Genomic DNA, 15031 nt, shown 5'->3' with positions numbered 1-15031 from the left:
CCTATTGTCTGAAAACAGAGCAGGAGTTTATATGTCTTCCACCGAAGCAACAAATAAAGCACCAGCTGTACCCGAAAAAAGCAGCGTGAAATCGCTGAAAGAGGAACCTGTATTACAGGTGGAGCGTCGTGATTTTGTCGATCTGGTACCGGAAAAAAGACCGCGCGTGCAATCATTACGCGGCTTTGATGACTGCTATACCGATATTGTCGATTATATAGTTCGCTGCACCCATAAAATATGGGACGAGCGCGATGTCGGCTTAATTTATTCTCACTATACCCATAACTGCGTGCTGTATAACGCGCTGGGGACACTCTATAACCGTGAGCAGGTGGTACAGGATACGCTGCAACGCTTAATTGCCTTCCCGGAGCGGCGCGGCATGGCAACCCAGGTTATCTGGAACGGAAATGATGTTGACGGTTTTTATACCTCTCACCTGGTGACGGGAAGCGGGCGGCATACCCAGCACAGCCATTTAGGCAAGCCGACCAACCGCACCTTCGTTACCCGTACCGTGGCAGATTGCATGATCCACGAGAATAAAATTTACCGGGAGTGGGTGGTCAGCGACAACATGTCGTTAATGAAACAGCTTGGCCTGAATACCGATCAAATCGCATTTAATATGGCAAAGGAGCAGTTTGATAAAGGCTTCCGCGTGATGGACATCGGCGAAAATGGCCGCATGCTGGGACAATATCCGCCGGAGATGGAGTGCGATGTATCCATTGCACACACCGATACGGAAGAGCAGTGTCTGCGCTGGCTGCATGAGATCTACAATCGTCGGATGTTCGGCAAAATCAAAGAGGTTTACGCCCCTAACGTGCAGTGGCATGGCCCGCTGATGAAAGAGCTGTACGGCACCGCGGCGGTAACCCATCAGACGCTGGCGCTGGTGGGGATGATCCCTGACGGCGCGTGGCTGCCGCAGCATATCTGTTCCAACCCGTGCGATGAAGGCGGCGTCAAAGTGGCGGTTCGCTGGATCATCGAAGGGCATCACCTGGGTTACGGCGAACTGGGCAAGCCGACCGGAGAACGACTGTTCGTGATGGGCATGTCGCACTACCACATCGTCAACGGCAAAATTGTTGATGAATGGGTCGTGTATGACCACCTGGCGCTGCTGGCGCAAATCAAACTCGGCCAGATGGAGGACGCGTAAATGTTAAATCAGGTGAGCTGGATTAAGCGCCCGCAGGGGCAGGATGCGCAGGCCGATCGTTCCCTGACGGAGAAGGTCAGCGCCATTATCGAGCGCGTGAAAACCGAAGGCGATACGGCGCTAAGAGCCTTTTCGCAGCAGTTTGATAACGTCGTGCCGACGCACTTTGAGGTGAGCGAGCAGGAGATCGCCGAAGCACTGCAGGGGATGGATGCCCAGACGCGCCGCGACAGCGAGTTTGCTATTAATCAGGTGCGTCGTTTTGCGCAGGCGCAGCTGGCGACCATGCAGCCGCTGGAAGTTGAGACGCTGCCTGGAGTGCATCTCGGTCACCGGATCATCCCGGTGCAGACGGTGGGCTGCTACGTGCCGGGTGGGCGTTACCCGATCCTCTCTGCGCCGGTGATGTCGATTGTCCCTGCGACGGTGGCGGGCTGCGAACAGATCATCGCCTGTCTGCCGCCGGGAGCGCATCCGGCGATGATCGCGGTTTGCCATCTGGCGGGCGCGCACCGCATTTTCAGGGTAGGTGGCGCGCAGGCCATTGCGGCCATGGCCTGGGGAACGGAGAGCATTCCATCGGTGGACAAAATCGTTGGGCCAGGCAACGCCTTCGTTAACGAAGCGAAACGCCAGGTGTTTGGTCGAGTCGGCATTGATGCCCTCGCCGGGCCGAGCGAGATTTTCACTATCGCTGACGACAGCGCCGATCCGCGCATTCTGGCCGCCGATATGCTGGCGCAGGCAGAACACGATATTCATACCCGCGTCGGGCTGGCGACAACCAGCCGGGATATCGCTGAGCGTACCCTGGCGGAGGTTGAGCGTCAGCTTGCCAGCCTGCCAACGGCCGCCACGGCGGGGGAGGCGTGGCGCCGGCAGGGTGAGATTGTGCTCTGCGAAGATGAAGCACAGCTGATTGCGTTTGCTGACCATATGGCGACGGAGCATTTGCAGGTGCATACCCGCGATCCGCACGCGACGGCGGCGAAGATCCGCAACTATGGCTCGCTGTTTATTGGTCAGAACGCCAGCGTGGTGTTCTCTGATAAATGCTGCGGCACCAACCATACGTTACCGACGATGGCGGCGGCACGCTATACCGGCGGTCTGTGGGTTGGGGCGTACGTCAAAATCTGTACCCATCAGTGGATTGACGAGCAGGGTATCCCGGCAATCGCAGAACCGGCGATCCGCCAGAGCCGTACCGAGGGGATGCAGGGGCACCGACGGGCGGCGGAAATTCGTCTGCGTCCGCAGGACATTGATGCCATTACTACCGGCATGCGGGACTAAAACGTATCCCGGGCAGCCTTCTGCCCGGTTTTCATCACGAGGGAGCCTGAGACTATGAAGCGCCTGATACCGCCAGACGACTGCCCGGAGGAAATTGCCCGCCGTCTCGACGTCATTCAGCAGCACCGGGCGCTCAACGCGATCCTCGGGGTTAACCCTGACGCCATGTCTCAGGCGGAACAGCATCAGCAGCAGCGTCGACGCGGGGAGCCGATCGGCCCCCTGCACGGCGTGCCGTTGATCGTCAAAGATAATATTGCCTGCGCACCGATGCCCATTACTCTTGGCTGCCGGGCGCTGGCCTCACTTAACGCGATGTCGGATGCGCTTGTTATACAGCGGTTGCGCAGGGCAGGAGCGATTATCCTCGCCAGAGCGAATATGTCCGAGTTTGCTTTTGACGTGCGCTCGCGAAGCTCGCTGGGGGGCGATGTGGCAAACCCGCTTCGCCCGTCACTCACCGCCGGAGGTTCCAGCGGAGGATGCGCCGCGGCGGTGGCGGCGGGGATGGCGGATGGCGCATTGGGTACCGATACCGGCGGCTCTATCCGCATTCCCTGTAGCTATACCGGGCTGGTGGGGCTACGGCCTGCTTTTCTCCGTTCACAGCTGGATGGCGTGGCGCCGCTCTCGCCCAGCAAAGATACCGTTGGGCCAATGGTACATAGCGTTGAAGATGCCGCCTTGCTGCATGCTGTGATCCATGGTTTGCCACCGGTTGCGCTTCCTGTGCGTTCGCTGAAAGGCGTTCGCTTTGGTGTGGTAACCGCGTTACAGGGAGAGGATGAGGTACAGCTGGAGGTCTGGCAGTCGGCGCTGCACACGTTGCGTCGTGCCGGAGCAACGCTGGTGGAGGTATCATTACCTTTGCTGGACGACGTAAGTCAGGCGACATGCCTGAGCCTGTATGAATTTCGCGTGGCGATTGACGACTGGCTTAGCAAACAGCCTGGCGCTCCCTCCGGACTAACAAGCATTGTGGACTCCGGCGCTTTCCTGCCAGAGTTTGCGCCGTTTCTACGTCAGATGCTGTTGAGTAGCACGCTGAAAACCCCGCACTGGCTGGCGGGGCGTCGCTTTCAGCGCCTGTTACGGCAGAGCCTTTGCCAGGTGGCGGAGGCACAGCGCATCGACGGATTTGTGTATCCCACCGTACAACGGTTACCAGAAAGTATGGCGAAGATGCCGCCAGGCTGCGCGCCGGAACTGGCCGCCATCAGCGGCCTGCCAGCTATAACGTTGCCGTGCGGCGTAAGCCGTATCGGTCTGCCGGTGGGGATGGAGATGTTATCGGTGCAGGAGGATGAGGCGGCACTGATGGTGCTGGCGCTGGCGTGTGAGGGGGCGCTGGGCGAGAAGGGATAGATACAAAAAAGCCCGCAGAGCTTGCGCAGTGCGGGCTTTCTGTACTTCACCGGACATATCCGGATCATTATTTGGTGGAGCTGGCGGGAGTTGAACCCGCGTCCGAAATTTCTACATCCTCGGTACTACATGCTTAGTTTGTCTTTACATTCGCACGCCAGCTGCGGACAGACACGCCACTAACGAACTAGCCTGATTAGTTTTAACGCTTCAACCCCAGGCAGGGTTTCCACGCGATCTCTTTTGGGTTTGACCTCTCTTTGATCCCCGTCTTAAGAGCGGAAGCTAGGGAGAGAGGGCTCTTAGCAGGTTATTAAGCTGCTAAAGCGTAGTTTTCGTCGTTTGCGACTATTTTTTTGCGGCTTTTAACGAGGCAAACCGCCCCTCGGCATGCACCTTGGGTTTCGCAAATCCCGTCGAATCCAGAATCAGCCCCAATAGTGTTGAACTCAGTATACCAGATTTCACTTCCTCGATACCAGCCCGAAACGCTAACTTATTGAATAGTACAATAAGCGCGCAGAATCAACGTCCTGCGTTTTTCATGATACGTGCTTTGTCGAGCTGCCACTCGCGTGCTTTCAGGTCAGTACGCTTGTCGTGCTGTTTCTTACCTTTCGCCACGCCGATTTTCACTTTGCACCAGGCATTTTTCCAGTACAAAGAGAGCGCAACTACGGTGAAGCCTTCGCGGTTGATGCGTCCGTAGAGGGATTCCAGCTCGCGCTTGTTCAGCAGCAGCTTACGGGTGCGGGTAGGATCGCAAACGTAATGTGAAGAGGCGACGGTCAGCGGCGTAAAGTTCGCGCCGAACAGGAAGGCCTCACCGTCTTTCAGGATCACGTAGCTGTCGCCGATATTGGCTTTCCCGGCACGCAGCGATTTTACTTCCCAGCCCTGCAACGCAAGGCCAGCCTCGAATTCTTCTTCGATGAAATACTCGTGGCGAGCACGCTTGTTGAGCGCAATGGTCGCCGAACCAGGTTTATGTGCTTTTTTCTTCGTCATAAGTGTCGTAAAGCCGTCGGTAATCTGATTTTAAAAAGTCACCTCATTGCGTCCTGTGAGGTCTAACGCGCTATCTTAGCACGAGATAAGGCTTAGCGTTTTTTTAACAGGTGATAAATGTTATTATTTGTCTGTTGTGTGACCATGGAAAATGCTATGCCTCAGATTAGCCGTACTGCGCTTGTTCCCTACAGCGCGGAACAAATGTATCAGTTAGTGAACGACGTTCAGTCCTATCCGGAATTTATTCCAGGATGCACCGGTAGCCGGGTGCTGGAATCCGGCCCGACTCAGATGACTGCGGCCGTGGATGTCTCCAAAGCGGGGATCAGCAAAACGTTCACCACGCGCAATACCCTGACGAGCAATCAGAGTATTTTGATGCATCTGGTGGATGGTCCGTTTAAAAAACTGATGGGAGGGTGGAAGTTTACGCCACTGAGCGCTGACGCCTGCCGCATTGAGTTTCATCTGGATTTTGAATTTACCAATAAGCTGATCGAACTGGCGTTTGGCCGAATTTTTAAAGAGCTGGCCTCGAATATGGTTCAGGCGTTCACCACGCGCGCCAAAGAGGTTTACAGTGTCGCATAAGATTGCTGTTGAGGTGGTGTATGCGCTGCCGGAGAAGCAGTATTTGCAGCGCGTGACGCTTGAAGAGGGCGCCACCGTTGAGGCGGCTATCCGGGCCTCCGGCATCCTTGAACTTCGCCGTGATATTGACCTGGCGAAGAATAAAGTCGGCATTTATAGCCGTCCGGTTAAGCTCGGTGATGTGCTGAAAGAGGGCGACAGGGTTGAAATCTATCGTCCGCTGATTGCCGACCCGAAAGAGTTGCGCCGTCAGCGAGCAGAGAAATCCGGTAAGTAGCCAAATAAACATACACAAAAAAGGTGCTCATTGAGCACCTTTTTGCGTTGCTGGCGCCTGATTATTTGGTCAGGGCAGGCTTGTTGTCGATGTTGGTCAGCACGCCGGCACTGCTGAAGGTCAGCGTCAGGGTTTGCTGGGTCACATCTTCATGACCAGGCTGCTGGCGGAATACATAGAACCACGTATTTGTGCCGAACGGATCGGACATCATCGGGGTTCCCAGGGCATAAGCGACCTGCTGTTGTGTCATACCTACGCGGATTTTGGACACATCGTTAGGAGTAAGGTAGTTCCCCTGGTTGATGTCAGGACGGTAAACCACTTTCTCCAGAGTGGAACAGCCTGCGGTCAACATCAGAAGAACCGCTGCGGCAGCGGTCAGCGTTTTACAGCGCATAGTGATTTGATTCCTTTTCGGGCCCGAGCAGTACGCGGCTCATATGTAATATGCCGATGATAATAGACCTTGCCCCACTTTGAAACTGGTCTGGCGGCGTTTTTGTTGTTCTGTATGACCCTGAGATCCCGAAAAAGTTTATGCCGCCAGCAGTTCTTTCGCATTCGCGAGCGTATTACGGGTGACTTCACTGCCCCCCAGCAGGCGTGCCAGCTCCTGCAAGCGTGAGCGTTTATCCAGCGGTTTCATGTGCGTTTCCGTCATTTCGCCATCGGTTTCCTTGCTAACGATAAAGTGGTGATGACCACAGCCGGCGACCTGCGGCAGGTGAGTCACACACATAACCTGCGTCGATTCACCCAACTGACGCAGCAGTTTGCCGACAACGGCCGCGGTCGGGCCGCTGATACCCACATCCACTTCATCGAAAATCAACGCCGGGGTTTCCATTTTACGGGCGGTAATCACCTGAATGGCCAGGGCGATACGCGACAGTTCACCGCCAGAAGCCACTTTCGAAATCGCCTGTAAAGGCTGGCCCGGGTTGGTGGTGACGCGGAATTCTACGCGGTCTGCGCCTTCCGCCGTCAGGTGATGCTCTTCAAAGCGAACATCAATAGTGAACACCCCATGCGGCATCGCCAGCGTATGCATGCTGTCGGTAATATGCTGGCTAAGCTCCAGAGCATAGTGCTGTCGCACGTCGTGCAGCCGTTTCGCCGTTTCCAGCGCCTGCTGATGATGCAGATTAACCGCCAGAGACAAGGTTTCGAGGGAATCGGCCTGATCGTCCAGCTGCTGCTGTTCCTCCAGCAGAGACTGATAGTAATTCGGCAGCTCTTCCGGGGTAACGTGATGCTTACGCGCCAGTGAAATCTGACGGGAGATGCGTTGCTCAAGCTCGAACAGACGGTTCGGGTCGAGATCCAGACGTTCACAGTAGTGGCGCAGCTCATCCCCGGCTTCTGAAATCTGAATCGCGGCTTCTTCCAGCATTTCCAGTACGCCAGAAAGTTTATTGTCCATGCCGGTCAGTTCGGTCACAAGCTGACGCACGGTATACAGCTGGCTCTGCAAATTCACGTCTTCGCCATCCGCCAGCATGTTCAGGGCATTCTGGCTGATGGAAAGCAGCTGACCACTGTTGGCCAGACGCTTGTACTCCTCGTCGATTTGCTCAAATTCACCCGCCTGAGGGTTAAATTCGTTCAGCTCTTTCAACTGATATTCCAGCAGCTCGGCGCGCGCGGTACGCTCCTGGCTTTGCTGTTGATGCTGCGCAAGTTCGCGGCAGCTTTGATGCCACTGACGATAGTGCTCCGCCATGAGTTGAGTAAGCGCGTACTCACCCGCGTAGCCATCGAGCAGGGCTTTCTGCTGTTCGGGTTTGATTAGCTGCTGGTGCGCGTGCTGACCATGGATCTGGATGAGCAGCTGGCCCAGCTCGCGAAGCTGGGAAAGGGGAACCGCTGTACCATTGATAAAACCGCGGGAGCGGCCGTCACTGCTGATGACGCGACGAAGTAAACACTCACGTCCATCTTCCAGCTGGTTCGCTTCCAGCCAGCGCAGGGCGGCAGGCGTGTCTTTTAACGAGAAGCGGGCGCAGAGATCGGCACGGGCCGCACCTGTGCGCACCATATCACCCTCTGCACGACCGCCGAGGCACAAGCCGAGGGCATCAATGGCAATGGATTTACCTGCACCGGTTTCACCGGTAATCGCCGTCATTCCACTATGGAAGTCGATCTCAAGCTCACGAACAATGGCAAAGTTGCTGATGGTCAGTTGTGCCAGCATAATTGTTTTCCTGTATGAAAAACCATAACTGTGTTTGTATACAGTATAAACTGGTTTTATATACAGTAAAGCGCTGGATGTAAAATCAGAACAATTTTTTTGACCAGCCGAGTTTTGAGCTTAATGTATTGAAATAACTGTAATCTTTTGGATGGATAAGGTTCAGGTGATAATCGCAGCGGCGAATGAGGACATCTTCTCCTTCCTGAATGGGAAGCGCAATCTGGCTGTCGCAGCTGATCTCCAGGTCGCTGCGGCGATGTGAAAAACGCAGGCGGATGGTGCTGTCGCCGTTGATCACCAGCGGACGCGCCGAGAGCGTATGCGGGAACATCGGCACCAGGGTGATCGCATCCAGCGATGGCGTCAGGATTGGGCCTCCGGCTGAAAGCGAGTAGGCAGTTGACCCCGTCGGGGTTGAAATAATCAGCCCGTCAGAGCGCTGCGAGAAAGCGAAGATTTCGTCGATATAGACTTCGAACTCGATCATGTGCGCCACTTTACCAGGGTGGAGAACCACCTCGTTAATAGCGGTGCTGATGCGCTTCTGGCAATCCTGCTGGCAGACCTGGGCTTCAAGTAAAAACCGTTTTTCACTGATATAGTGACCTTCCAGCACGTCCGCCAGCTGCTGTTGCGCATTGTCCGGGTCGAGGTCGGTCAGGAAACCAAGATTGCCACGGTTAATACCAATAACCTTAATATCATAGCGAGCCAGCGTTCGCGCCGCGCCCAGCATATTGCCGTCGCCGCCGACCACCACGGCGAGATCCGCCTGCTGGCCAATTTCCGCCAGCGTGCCGGTTCTGACGCTTTTAAGCTGCAACTCCTGGGCGATCTGCTGCTCGACCATCACTTCATAGCCTTTACCACACAGCCAGCGATACAACATTTCATGTGTCGTCAATGCGGTAGGGTGACGCGGATGGCCGACGATCCCAATACACCTGAAATGATTATTCATTTTCTGGAGGTCCTTGTGCCTGATGAATGATGACAATCTGCCTTGTTCCCTTGAATCCAGGAAACTGATCCCCATAATAAGCGAAGTTAGCGAGATGAATGCAGAAAAACGCGGAGAAATTCATGAGTAGTAAAGAACAGAAAACGCCTGAGGGGCAAGCCCCTGAAGAAATTATCACGGAACAGCACGATGAAGTTGAGGCAGTAGAGCCAGACACGTCTGCTGAGCAGGTGGACCCGCGCGATGAAAAAATTGCCAATCTGGAAGCTCAGTTGGTAGAAGCGCAGAATCGCGAACGCGATGGCGTACTGCGTATCAAAGCGGAAATGGAAAACCTGCGCCGTCGTACCGAGCTGGACGTTGAAAAGGCGCACAAATTTGCGCTGGAGAAATTCGTCAACGAACTGCTTCCGGTGATCGACAGCCTGGATCGCGCGCTGGAAGTGGCGGATAAAGCTAATCCGGATAACGCGGCGATGATTGAAGGCATCGAGCTGACGCTGAAATCCATGCTGGATGTGGTGCGTAAGTTCGGTGTTGAAGTGATTGCCGATACGGATGTACCGCTGGATCCAAACGTTCACCAGGCCATTGCGATGGTGGAATCCGAAGATGTTGCCGCGGGTAACGTACTGGGCGTGATGCAGAAAGGGTATACCCTGAACGGTCGTACTATTCGCGCTGCGATGGTGACCGTGGCGAAAGCGAAAGCGTAATTTGCCGACCCGTAGTGCCGGGTGGCGGCTTCGCCTTACCCGGCCTACAACATTACTCGGCGATACTTTCGCGTAAAGGTTTAACGGGCAGGACCTTCACCTGCTTAATCATATTGTCCTGCACGTCCAGAATATCAATATCATACTGCTCAATGCGCACGCGCGTACCTGCCGCCGGGATCTCTTCCAGCGCTTCCAGGATCATTCCGTTCATCGTCCGCGCTTCGTCTTCCGGCAAATGCCAGTTAAACGCTTTATTGATTTCACGAATGTTGGCGCTGCCGTCGATAAGCACTGACCCGTCGTTTTGCGGGGTGACTTCTTCTGCAAGGGAAGGCGACATTGACGTGGTAAAGTCCCCGACAATCTCTTCCAGAATATCTTCGACCGTCACCAGCCCCTGTATGTCGCCGTATTCATCCACCACCAGACCGACTTTCTTCTTGTTTCGCTGGAACTTCACCAGCTGCGTGCTGAGTGGGGTGCCTTCCGGCACGTAGTAAATTTCGTCGGCGGCGCGCAGCATCACCTCTTTGGTGAACTCGTTTTTCTCAGTCATCAGACGATAGGCCTCGCGCACACGCAGCATGCTGATGGCATCGTCGAGAGAATCGCGATAGAGGACGATACGCCCGTGCGGGGAGTGCGTCAGCTGGCGGACAATGGCCTTCCAGTCGTCGTTAATATCAATCCCGACGATTTCATTGCGCGGCACCATAATGTCGTCAACGCTGACCTTTTCCAGATCCAGCACCGACAGGAGCATGTCCTGATTGCGACGGGAGATCTGCGAGCGGGATTCGTTCACGATGGTACGCAGTTCGTCTTTGCTGAGCGCGCTGCTGATGGTGACGTCTGCCTTTATACCAACCATGCGCATCAGCACCCGTGTCACCATATTCAGCAGCCAGACCAGCGGCATCATCAGAATAAGCAGCGGTGCTAACAGGAAGCTGCTCGGGTAGGCGACTTTTTCCGGGTAAAGCGCCGCGATGGTTTTGGGTAGCACTTCCGCAAACACCAGTACCACAAACGTGAGCACACCTGTGGCAATCGCCACGCCTGCATTGCCGTACAGACGCATCCCGACGATGGTGCCCAGTGCAGAGGCGAGAATATTGACCAGGTTGTTACCGATAAGCACCAGGCTAATCAGACGGTCCGGCTTACGCAGAAGCTTTTCGACACGACGCGCGGCACGGTTACCCTGCTTGGCGCGATGACGTAACCGGTAGCGGTTCAGCGTCATCATGCCGGTTTCAGAGCCAGAGAAATAAGCGGAGATGACCACCATGATGACCAGAATGACGATCAGCGTGGTGGTAGAGATGTGTTCCAGGGGGAACTCCTTTTGTTACTTAGCCAGCAAATTGCTGTATGAAGCGGCTACCAAAATAGGCAAGCGTGAGAATGCCCGCACCCGCAACGTTGAACCAGACCACGCGACGTCCGCGCCAGCCTTCATGATAATGGCCCCATAACAGGACAATATAGACAAACCACGCGATGATGGAGAGGACCGCTTTATCGATATTCTCCACGCTGAACAGGTTCTTCATATAAAACAAGCCCGTGCACAGCGTCAGCGTCAGCAAAACCACGCCGACCTGGGTGATGTGGAACATCTTACGCTCAATCACCATCAGCGGCGGCATTTCATGGTTAAACGCCAGCTTTTTATTTTTCAGCTGGTAGTCGATCCAGGCGAGCTGCATGGCGTAAAGGGCGGCGATGATCAGCGTCGCGTAGGAGAACAGCGACAGGCCAATATGCACCAGCATCCCCGGCGTGGCTTCCAAGTGAGTAATAAACTCATTGGGCATGAACGTGGCTAACGCCAGGTTGATCAGCGCAAAGGCGTAGACTATCGGCAGCAGCAGCCAGCCACGATTTTTAGACGCGACAATGGTCATGACCGTACAGATCATCAGGCTGACCAGCGAGCCGACGTTCAGCACGCTTAGATTTTGCACGCTGCCGTCGCCGGGAATGATGCGTGATTCCAGCGCAAACGCATGGCTAATCAGTGCGATCACTGCCGAAAGAATAGCCATGCGCCGCCAGCCGCTGTTTTTTTGCAGCAGGCCAGGAATGATCAGCGCGAGGCTGACAGAGTAGGCAACAAGGGCGATCAGTGCGAAAACAGGCATATAGGCGTCGACAGTTGTCTTAATAAGAAAGAGAAGCAGTATAACGTTACGTGACGCCTGCTCCAACCGTTGCATAACAACAAAGGCGCCTTCATGTTATACTCCGGCAAAATTCTGTGTATGTGTCGCCCAGGCGACCTAACGTTTCTACCCCAGGCGAGAGACAATGTTTGATAATTTAACCGATCGTTTGTCGCGCACGCTGCGCAACATCAGCGGCCGTGGACGCCTCACCGAAGAGAACATCAAGGAAACGCTGCGCGAAGTGCGCATGGCGCTGCTGGAAGCAGACGTTGCGTTGCCGGTCGTGCGTGATTTTATCAACCGCGTGAAAGAGAAAGCGGTTGGTCATGAAGTTAACAAGAGCCTGACTCCGGGTCAGGAGTTCGTCAAAATCGTCCGTAACGAGCTGGTTTCGGCGATGGGCGAAGAGAATCAGGTGCTTAACCTGGCGGCTCAGCCACCGGCCGTCGTGCTGATGGCGGGTCTGCAAGGTGCGGGTAAAACCACCAGCGTCGGTAAGCTGGGGAAATTCCTGCGCGAAAAGCACAAGAAAAAAGTGCTGGTGGTTTCGGCGGACGTGTATCGCCCGGCGGCGATCAAACAGCTGGAAACGCTGGCCGAGCAGGTTGGCGTAGACTTCTTCCCGTCCGACGTGGCGCAGAAGCCTGTTGACATCGTTAACGCGGCGCTGAAAGAGGCGAAGCTGAAATTCTACGACGTGCTGCTGGTGGATACCGCCGGTCGACTGCACGTTGACGAAGCGATGATGGACGAAATCAAGCAGGTTCATGCTTCTATCAATCCGGTAGAGACCCTGTTTGTTGTCGACGCCATGACCGGTCAGGATGCGGCAAACACCGCAAAAGCGTTTAACGAAGCCCTGCCGTTAACCGGCGTGGTGCTGACCAAAGTCGACGGCGACGCTCGCGGCGGTGCGGCGCTGTCTATACGTCATATCACTGGTAAGCCAATTAAGTTCCTCGGCGTGGGCGAGAAAACCGAAGCGCTGGAGCCGTTCCACCCGGATCGTATTGCCTCCCGTATCCTCGGCATGGGCGACGTGCTGTCGCTGATCGAAGATATCGAAAGCAAGGTTGACCGCGCGCAGGCTGAAAAACTCGCCAGCAAGCTGAAAAAAGGTGACGGTTTCGATCTGACCGACTTCCTTGAGCAACTGCGTCAGATGAAAAACATGGGCGGTATGGCAAGCCTGATGGGTAAACTGCCGGGTATGGGGCAGATCCCGGACAACGTCAAATCCCAGATGGATGACAAAGTGCTGGTGCGTATGGAGGCAATCATCAACTCGATGACGCTGAAAGAGCGCGCGAAGCCAGAAATCATCAAAGGTTCCCGCAAGCGCCGTATCGCAGCCGGTTGCGGCATGCAGGTCCAGGACGTTAACCGCCTTCTGAAACAGTTCGACGACATGCAGCGCATGATGAAGAAAATGAAGAAAGGCGGCATGGCGAAGATGATGCGCGGCATGAAAGGCATGATGCCGCCCGGTTTTCCTGGGCGATAATCGCTTTTGAGATTGCTTTTTGCCCGAAAATGAGTAAAATTTTCGGGCTTTTAATATGACACCCGGGCTCCGTTCCTCGATGGGGCCCGGTTGTTTTATTCACACAAGAGGATGTTATGGTAACTATTCGTTTAGCACGTCACGGCGCTAAAAAGCGTCCGTTCTACCAGGTTGTTGTGACTGACAGCCGTAATGCACGCAACGGTCGCTTCATTGAGCGCGTTGGTTTCTTCAACCCACTGGCCTCTGGCGCAGAAGAAGAAACTCGTCTGGATCTGGATCGTATCGCTCACTGGGTTGGCCAGGGCGCTACTGTTTCCGATCGCGTTGCTACGCTGATCAAAGCAGCAAACAAAGCAGCTTAATCTGTCACGGTGGTCATGATGAGCAATAAAGCACCTGTTGAACCGATCGTATTGGGAAAAATGGGTTCTTGCTACGGTATCCGTGGTTGGCTCAGAGTGTTTTCCTCCACTGAAGACGCTGATAGCATTTTTGATTACCAGCCCTGGTTTATCCAGAAAGCCGGTAAGTGGGAAGAGGTCGAGCTGGAAAGCTGGCGTCACCACAATCAGGACATCATCATCAAGCTGAAAGGCATTGACGATCGAGATGCCGCGAATGCGCTGACTAATTGTGAAATTGTCGTGGATTCGTCGCAGTTGCCGCAACTGGAAGAGGGTGACTACTACTGGAAAGACCTTATGGGTTGCCAGGTAGTGACCACTGAAGGCTACAGCCTGGGGAAAGTCATCGACATGATGGAAACCGGGTCAAATGACGTTCTCGTCATTAAGGCAAACCTGAAAGATGCATTTGGCATCAAGGAGCGGTTGGTCCCGTTCCTCGATGGACAGGTTATCAAGAAAGTCGATCTCACTACTCAAACCATTGAAGTAGATTGGGATCCTGGTTTTTAAATTCTCCGGATAAACGGTAAAAGACGGCGCTATGTGGATTGGCATAATTAGCCTGTTTCCTGAAATGTTCCGCGCGATTACCGATTACGGGGTAACTGGCCGGGCAGTAAAGAATGGCCTGCTGAGCATCCAGAGCTGGAGTCCTCGTGACTTCACGCATGACCGGCACCGTACCGTGGACGATCGTCCTTACGGCGGCGGACCGGGGATGTTGATGATGGTGCAACCCTTACGGGACGCCATTCACACAGCAAAAGCCGCGGCAGGTGAAGGCGCGAAGGTGATTTATCTGTCACCTCAGGGACGCAAGCTTGATCAAGCGGGCGTGAGCGAACTGGCGACGAATCAAAAGCTGATTCTGGTCTGTGGTCGCTACGAAGGGATAGATGAGCGCGTAATTCAAACCGAGATTGACGAAGAATGGTCTATCGGCGATTACGTTCTCAGCGGTGGTGAGCTACCAGCAATGACGTTGATTGACTCCGTCGCCCGGTTTATTCCGGGGGTTCTGGGCCATGAAGCTTCGGCAACGGAAGATTCCTTTGCCGATGGATTGCTGGACTGTCCACACTATACTCGTCCTGAAGTGTTAGAAGGGATGGAAGTCCCGGCAGTGTTACTGTCTGGAAACCATGCCGAGATACGTCGCTGGCGTTTGAAGCAGTCGCTGGGCCGGACCTGGCTTAGAAGACCTGAACTTCTGGAAAACCTGGCTCTGACTGAAGAGCAAGCAAAGTTGCTGGCCGAGTTCAAAACCGAACACGCGCACCAGCAGCATGAACATGATGGGAAAGCGTAATACGCTCCCGAATATCAGTTTACCCAGGATAAGAGATTAA

General features: G+C 54.7%; 16 protein-coding genes and 1 other RNA gene. 10 read left to right on the top strand and 7 right to left on the bottom strand.

Features of this window, described 5'->3' with window-relative positions:
- Positions 1–31: 31 nt before the first annotated feature.
- The 3 genes from ACQG11_RS03445 to ACQG11_RS03435 are packed head-to-tail and all read left to right on the top strand — an operon-like array spanning position 32 to position 3835.
- Positions 32–1174 (top strand): ester cyclase, encoded by a 1143-nt coding sequence (locus ACQG11_RS03445; protein ID WP_015571629.1) that lies wholly within the window; start codon positions 32–34, stop codon positions 1172–1174.
- Positions 1175–2470, top strand: a complete 1296-nt coding sequence (hisD, locus tag ACQG11_RS03440) for a histidinol dehydrogenase (protein WP_045308434.1) — start codon at positions 1175–1177, stop codon at positions 2468–2470.
- A gap of 54 nt (positions 2471–2524) precedes the next feature.
- A complete protein-coding gene (locus ACQG11_RS03435) occupies positions 2525–3835 on the top strand; it encodes an amidase (protein ID WP_426728178.1) in 1311 nt (436 codons plus the stop codon).
- A 72-nt stretch (positions 3836–3907) separates the two neighbouring features.
- Here ACQG11_RS03435 and ssrA read toward each other — a convergent pair.
- Positions 3908–4271: a transfer-messenger RNA gene (gene ssrA, locus ACQG11_RS03430) on the bottom strand.
- A gap of 89 nt (positions 4272–4360) precedes the next feature.
- On the bottom strand, positions 4361–4843 hold the full coding sequence (gene smpB, locus ACQG11_RS03425) for an SsrA-binding protein SmpB (RefSeq protein WP_003863115.1): 483 nt from the start codon (positions 4841–4843) through the stop codon (positions 4361–4363).
- Between the two features lie 156 nt (positions 4844–4999).
- On the opposite strand from smpB, the gene ACQG11_RS03420 reads away from it, so the two are divergent.
- Together ACQG11_RS03420 and ACQG11_RS03415 are read left to right on the top strand one after the other, a co-directional pair.
- On the top strand, positions 5000–5437 hold the full coding sequence (locus ACQG11_RS03420) for a type II toxin-antitoxin system RatA family toxin (RefSeq protein ID WP_003863117.1): 438 nt from the start codon (positions 5000–5002) through the stop codon (positions 5435–5437).
- Positions 5427–5714 carry an RnfH family protein gene (locus ACQG11_RS03415; RefSeq protein ID WP_003863119.1) on the top strand — a complete coding sequence of 96 codons (288 nt, stop codon included), beginning with the start codon at positions 5427–5429 and terminating at the stop codon, positions 5712–5714. The genes ACQG11_RS03420 and ACQG11_RS03415 overlap by 11 nt, the downstream gene beginning before the upstream one ends.
- Before the next feature lie 61 nt (positions 5715–5775).
- Here ACQG11_RS03415 and bamE read toward each other — a convergent pair whose 3' ends face one another.
- The 3 genes from bamE to nadK form a co-directional block, all read right to left on the bottom strand.
- The gene (gene bamE, locus ACQG11_RS03410; RefSeq protein ID WP_003863121.1) at positions 5776–6114 is read right to left on the bottom strand and encodes an outer membrane protein assembly factor BamE; all 339 of its coding nucleotides are present in this window, start codon (positions 6112–6114) and stop codon (positions 5776–5778) included.
- Between the two features lie 138 nt (positions 6115–6252).
- Positions 6253–7914: a DNA repair protein RecN gene (recN, locus tag ACQG11_RS03405; protein ID WP_022649071.1), complete on the bottom strand. Its 1662-nt coding sequence runs from the start codon at positions 7912–7914 to the stop codon at positions 6253–6255.
- 85 nt (positions 7915–7999) lie between these two features.
- Entirely contained in the window at positions 8000–8878 is an 879-nt protein-coding gene (gene nadK / locus ACQG11_RS03400) for an NAD(+) kinase (RefSeq protein ID WP_022649070.1), read from the bottom strand.
- A 122-nt stretch (positions 8879–9000) separates the two neighbouring features.
- Between nadK and grpE the strand changes: the two genes are divergently transcribed.
- Positions 9001–9594 carry a nucleotide exchange factor GrpE gene (grpE, locus tag ACQG11_RS03395; protein ID WP_003863126.1) on the top strand — a complete coding sequence of 198 codons (594 nt, stop codon included), beginning with the start codon at positions 9001–9003 and terminating at the stop codon, positions 9592–9594.
- Between the two features lie 52 nt (positions 9595–9646).
- Here the strand turns inward: grpE and ACQG11_RS03390 are convergent, their stop codons facing one another.
- Entirely contained in the window at positions 9647–10933 is a 1287-nt protein-coding gene (locus ACQG11_RS03390; RefSeq protein WP_026094274.1) for an HlyC/CorC family transporter, read from the bottom strand.
- Between the two features lie 19 nt (positions 10934–10952).
- Entirely contained in the window at positions 10953–11744 is a 792-nt protein-coding gene (locus tag ACQG11_RS03385; RefSeq protein ID WP_014832951.1) for a cytochrome C assembly family protein, read from the bottom strand.
- Positions 11745–11910: 166 nt separating this feature from the next.
- On the opposite strand from ACQG11_RS03385, the gene ffh reads away from it, so the two are divergent.
- The 4 genes from ffh to trmD all read left to right on the top strand — a co-directional run bounded on the left by ffh (position 11911) and on the right by trmD (position 14991).
- The gene (gene ffh / locus ACQG11_RS03380) at positions 11911–13272 is read left to right on the top strand and encodes a signal recognition particle protein (protein WP_003863132.1); all 1362 of its coding nucleotides are present in this window, start codon (positions 11911–11913) and stop codon (positions 13270–13272) included.
- A gap of 116 nt (positions 13273–13388) precedes the next feature.
- On the top strand, positions 13389–13637 hold the full coding sequence (gene rpsP / locus ACQG11_RS03375) for a 30S ribosomal protein S16 (RefSeq protein ID WP_022649067.1): 249 nt from the start codon (positions 13389–13391) through the stop codon (positions 13635–13637).
- Between the two features lie 15 nt (positions 13638–13652).
- A complete protein-coding gene (rimM, locus tag ACQG11_RS03370) occupies positions 13653–14192 on the top strand; it encodes a ribosome maturation factor RimM (protein WP_003863136.1) in 540 nt (179 codons plus the stop codon).
- Between the two features lie 31 nt (positions 14193–14223).
- Positions 14224–14991 (top strand): tRNA (guanosine(37)-N1)-methyltransferase TrmD, encoded by a 768-nt coding sequence (gene trmD, locus ACQG11_RS03365; RefSeq protein WP_003863138.1) that lies wholly within the window; start codon positions 14224–14226, stop codon positions 14989–14991.
- Positions 14992–15031: the final 40 nt, after the last annotated feature.

Source organism: Enterobacter cloacae complex sp. 372C4 (assembly GCF_050030615.1).
GTDB classification, from domain to species: domain Bacteria; phylum Pseudomonadota; class Gammaproteobacteria; order Enterobacterales; family Enterobacteriaceae; genus Enterobacter; species Enterobacter intestinihominis.
The sequence above is the reverse complement of the archived record's forward strand: the minus strand, read 5'-3'. Positions and strand labels throughout refer to the sequence as shown.

What these genes read in the sequence shown, in the direction of transcription:
- ACQG11_RS03445 (WP_015571629.1), top strand. Translation starts at nt 32, where the DNA reads ATGTCTTCCACCGAAGCAACAAATAAAGCACCAGCTGTACCCGAAAAA.
- hisD (WP_045308434.1), top strand. Translation starts at nt 1,175, where the DNA reads ATGTTAAATCAGGTGAGCTGGATTAAGCGCCCGCAGGGGCAGGATGCG.
- ACQG11_RS03435 (WP_426728178.1), top strand. Translation starts at nt 2,525, where the DNA reads ATGAAGCGCCTGATACCGCCAGACGACTGCCCGGAGGAAATTGCCCGC.
- smpB (WP_003863115.1), bottom strand. Translation starts at nt 4,843, where the DNA reads ATGACGAAGAAAAAAGCACATAAACCTGGTTCGGCGACCATTGCGCTC.
- ACQG11_RS03420 (WP_003863117.1), top strand. Translation starts at nt 5,000, where the DNA reads ATGCCTCAGATTAGCCGTACTGCGCTTGTTCCCTACAGCGCGGAACAA.
- bamE (WP_003863121.1), bottom strand. Translation starts at nt 6,114, where the DNA reads ATGCGCTGTAAAACGCTGACCGCTGCCGCAGCGGTTCTTCTGATGTTG.
- recN (WP_022649071.1), bottom strand. Translation starts at nt 7,914, where the DNA reads ATGCTGGCACAACTGACCATCAGCAACTTTGCCATTGTTCGTGAGCTT.
- nadK (WP_022649070.1), bottom strand. Translation starts at nt 8,878, where the DNA reads ATGAATAATCATTTCAGGTGTATTGGGATCGTCGGCCATCCGCGTCAC.
- grpE (WP_003863126.1), top strand. Translation starts at nt 9,001, where the DNA reads ATGAGTAGTAAAGAACAGAAAACGCCTGAGGGGCAAGCCCCTGAAGAA.
- ACQG11_RS03385 (WP_014832951.1), bottom strand. Translation starts at nt 11,744, where the DNA reads ATGCCTGTTTTCGCACTGATCGCCCTTGTTGCCTACTCTGTCAGCCTC.
- ffh (WP_003863132.1), top strand. Translation starts at nt 11,911, where the DNA reads ATGTTTGATAATTTAACCGATCGTTTGTCGCGCACGCTGCGCAACATC.
- rpsP (WP_022649067.1), top strand. Translation starts at nt 13,389, where the DNA reads ATGGTAACTATTCGTTTAGCACGTCACGGCGCTAAAAAGCGTCCGTTC.
- rimM (WP_003863136.1), top strand. Translation starts at nt 13,653, where the DNA reads ATGATGAGCAATAAAGCACCTGTTGAACCGATCGTATTGGGAAAAATG.
- trmD (WP_003863138.1), top strand. Translation starts at nt 14,224, where the DNA reads ATGTGGATTGGCATAATTAGCCTGTTTCCTGAAATGTTCCGCGCGATT.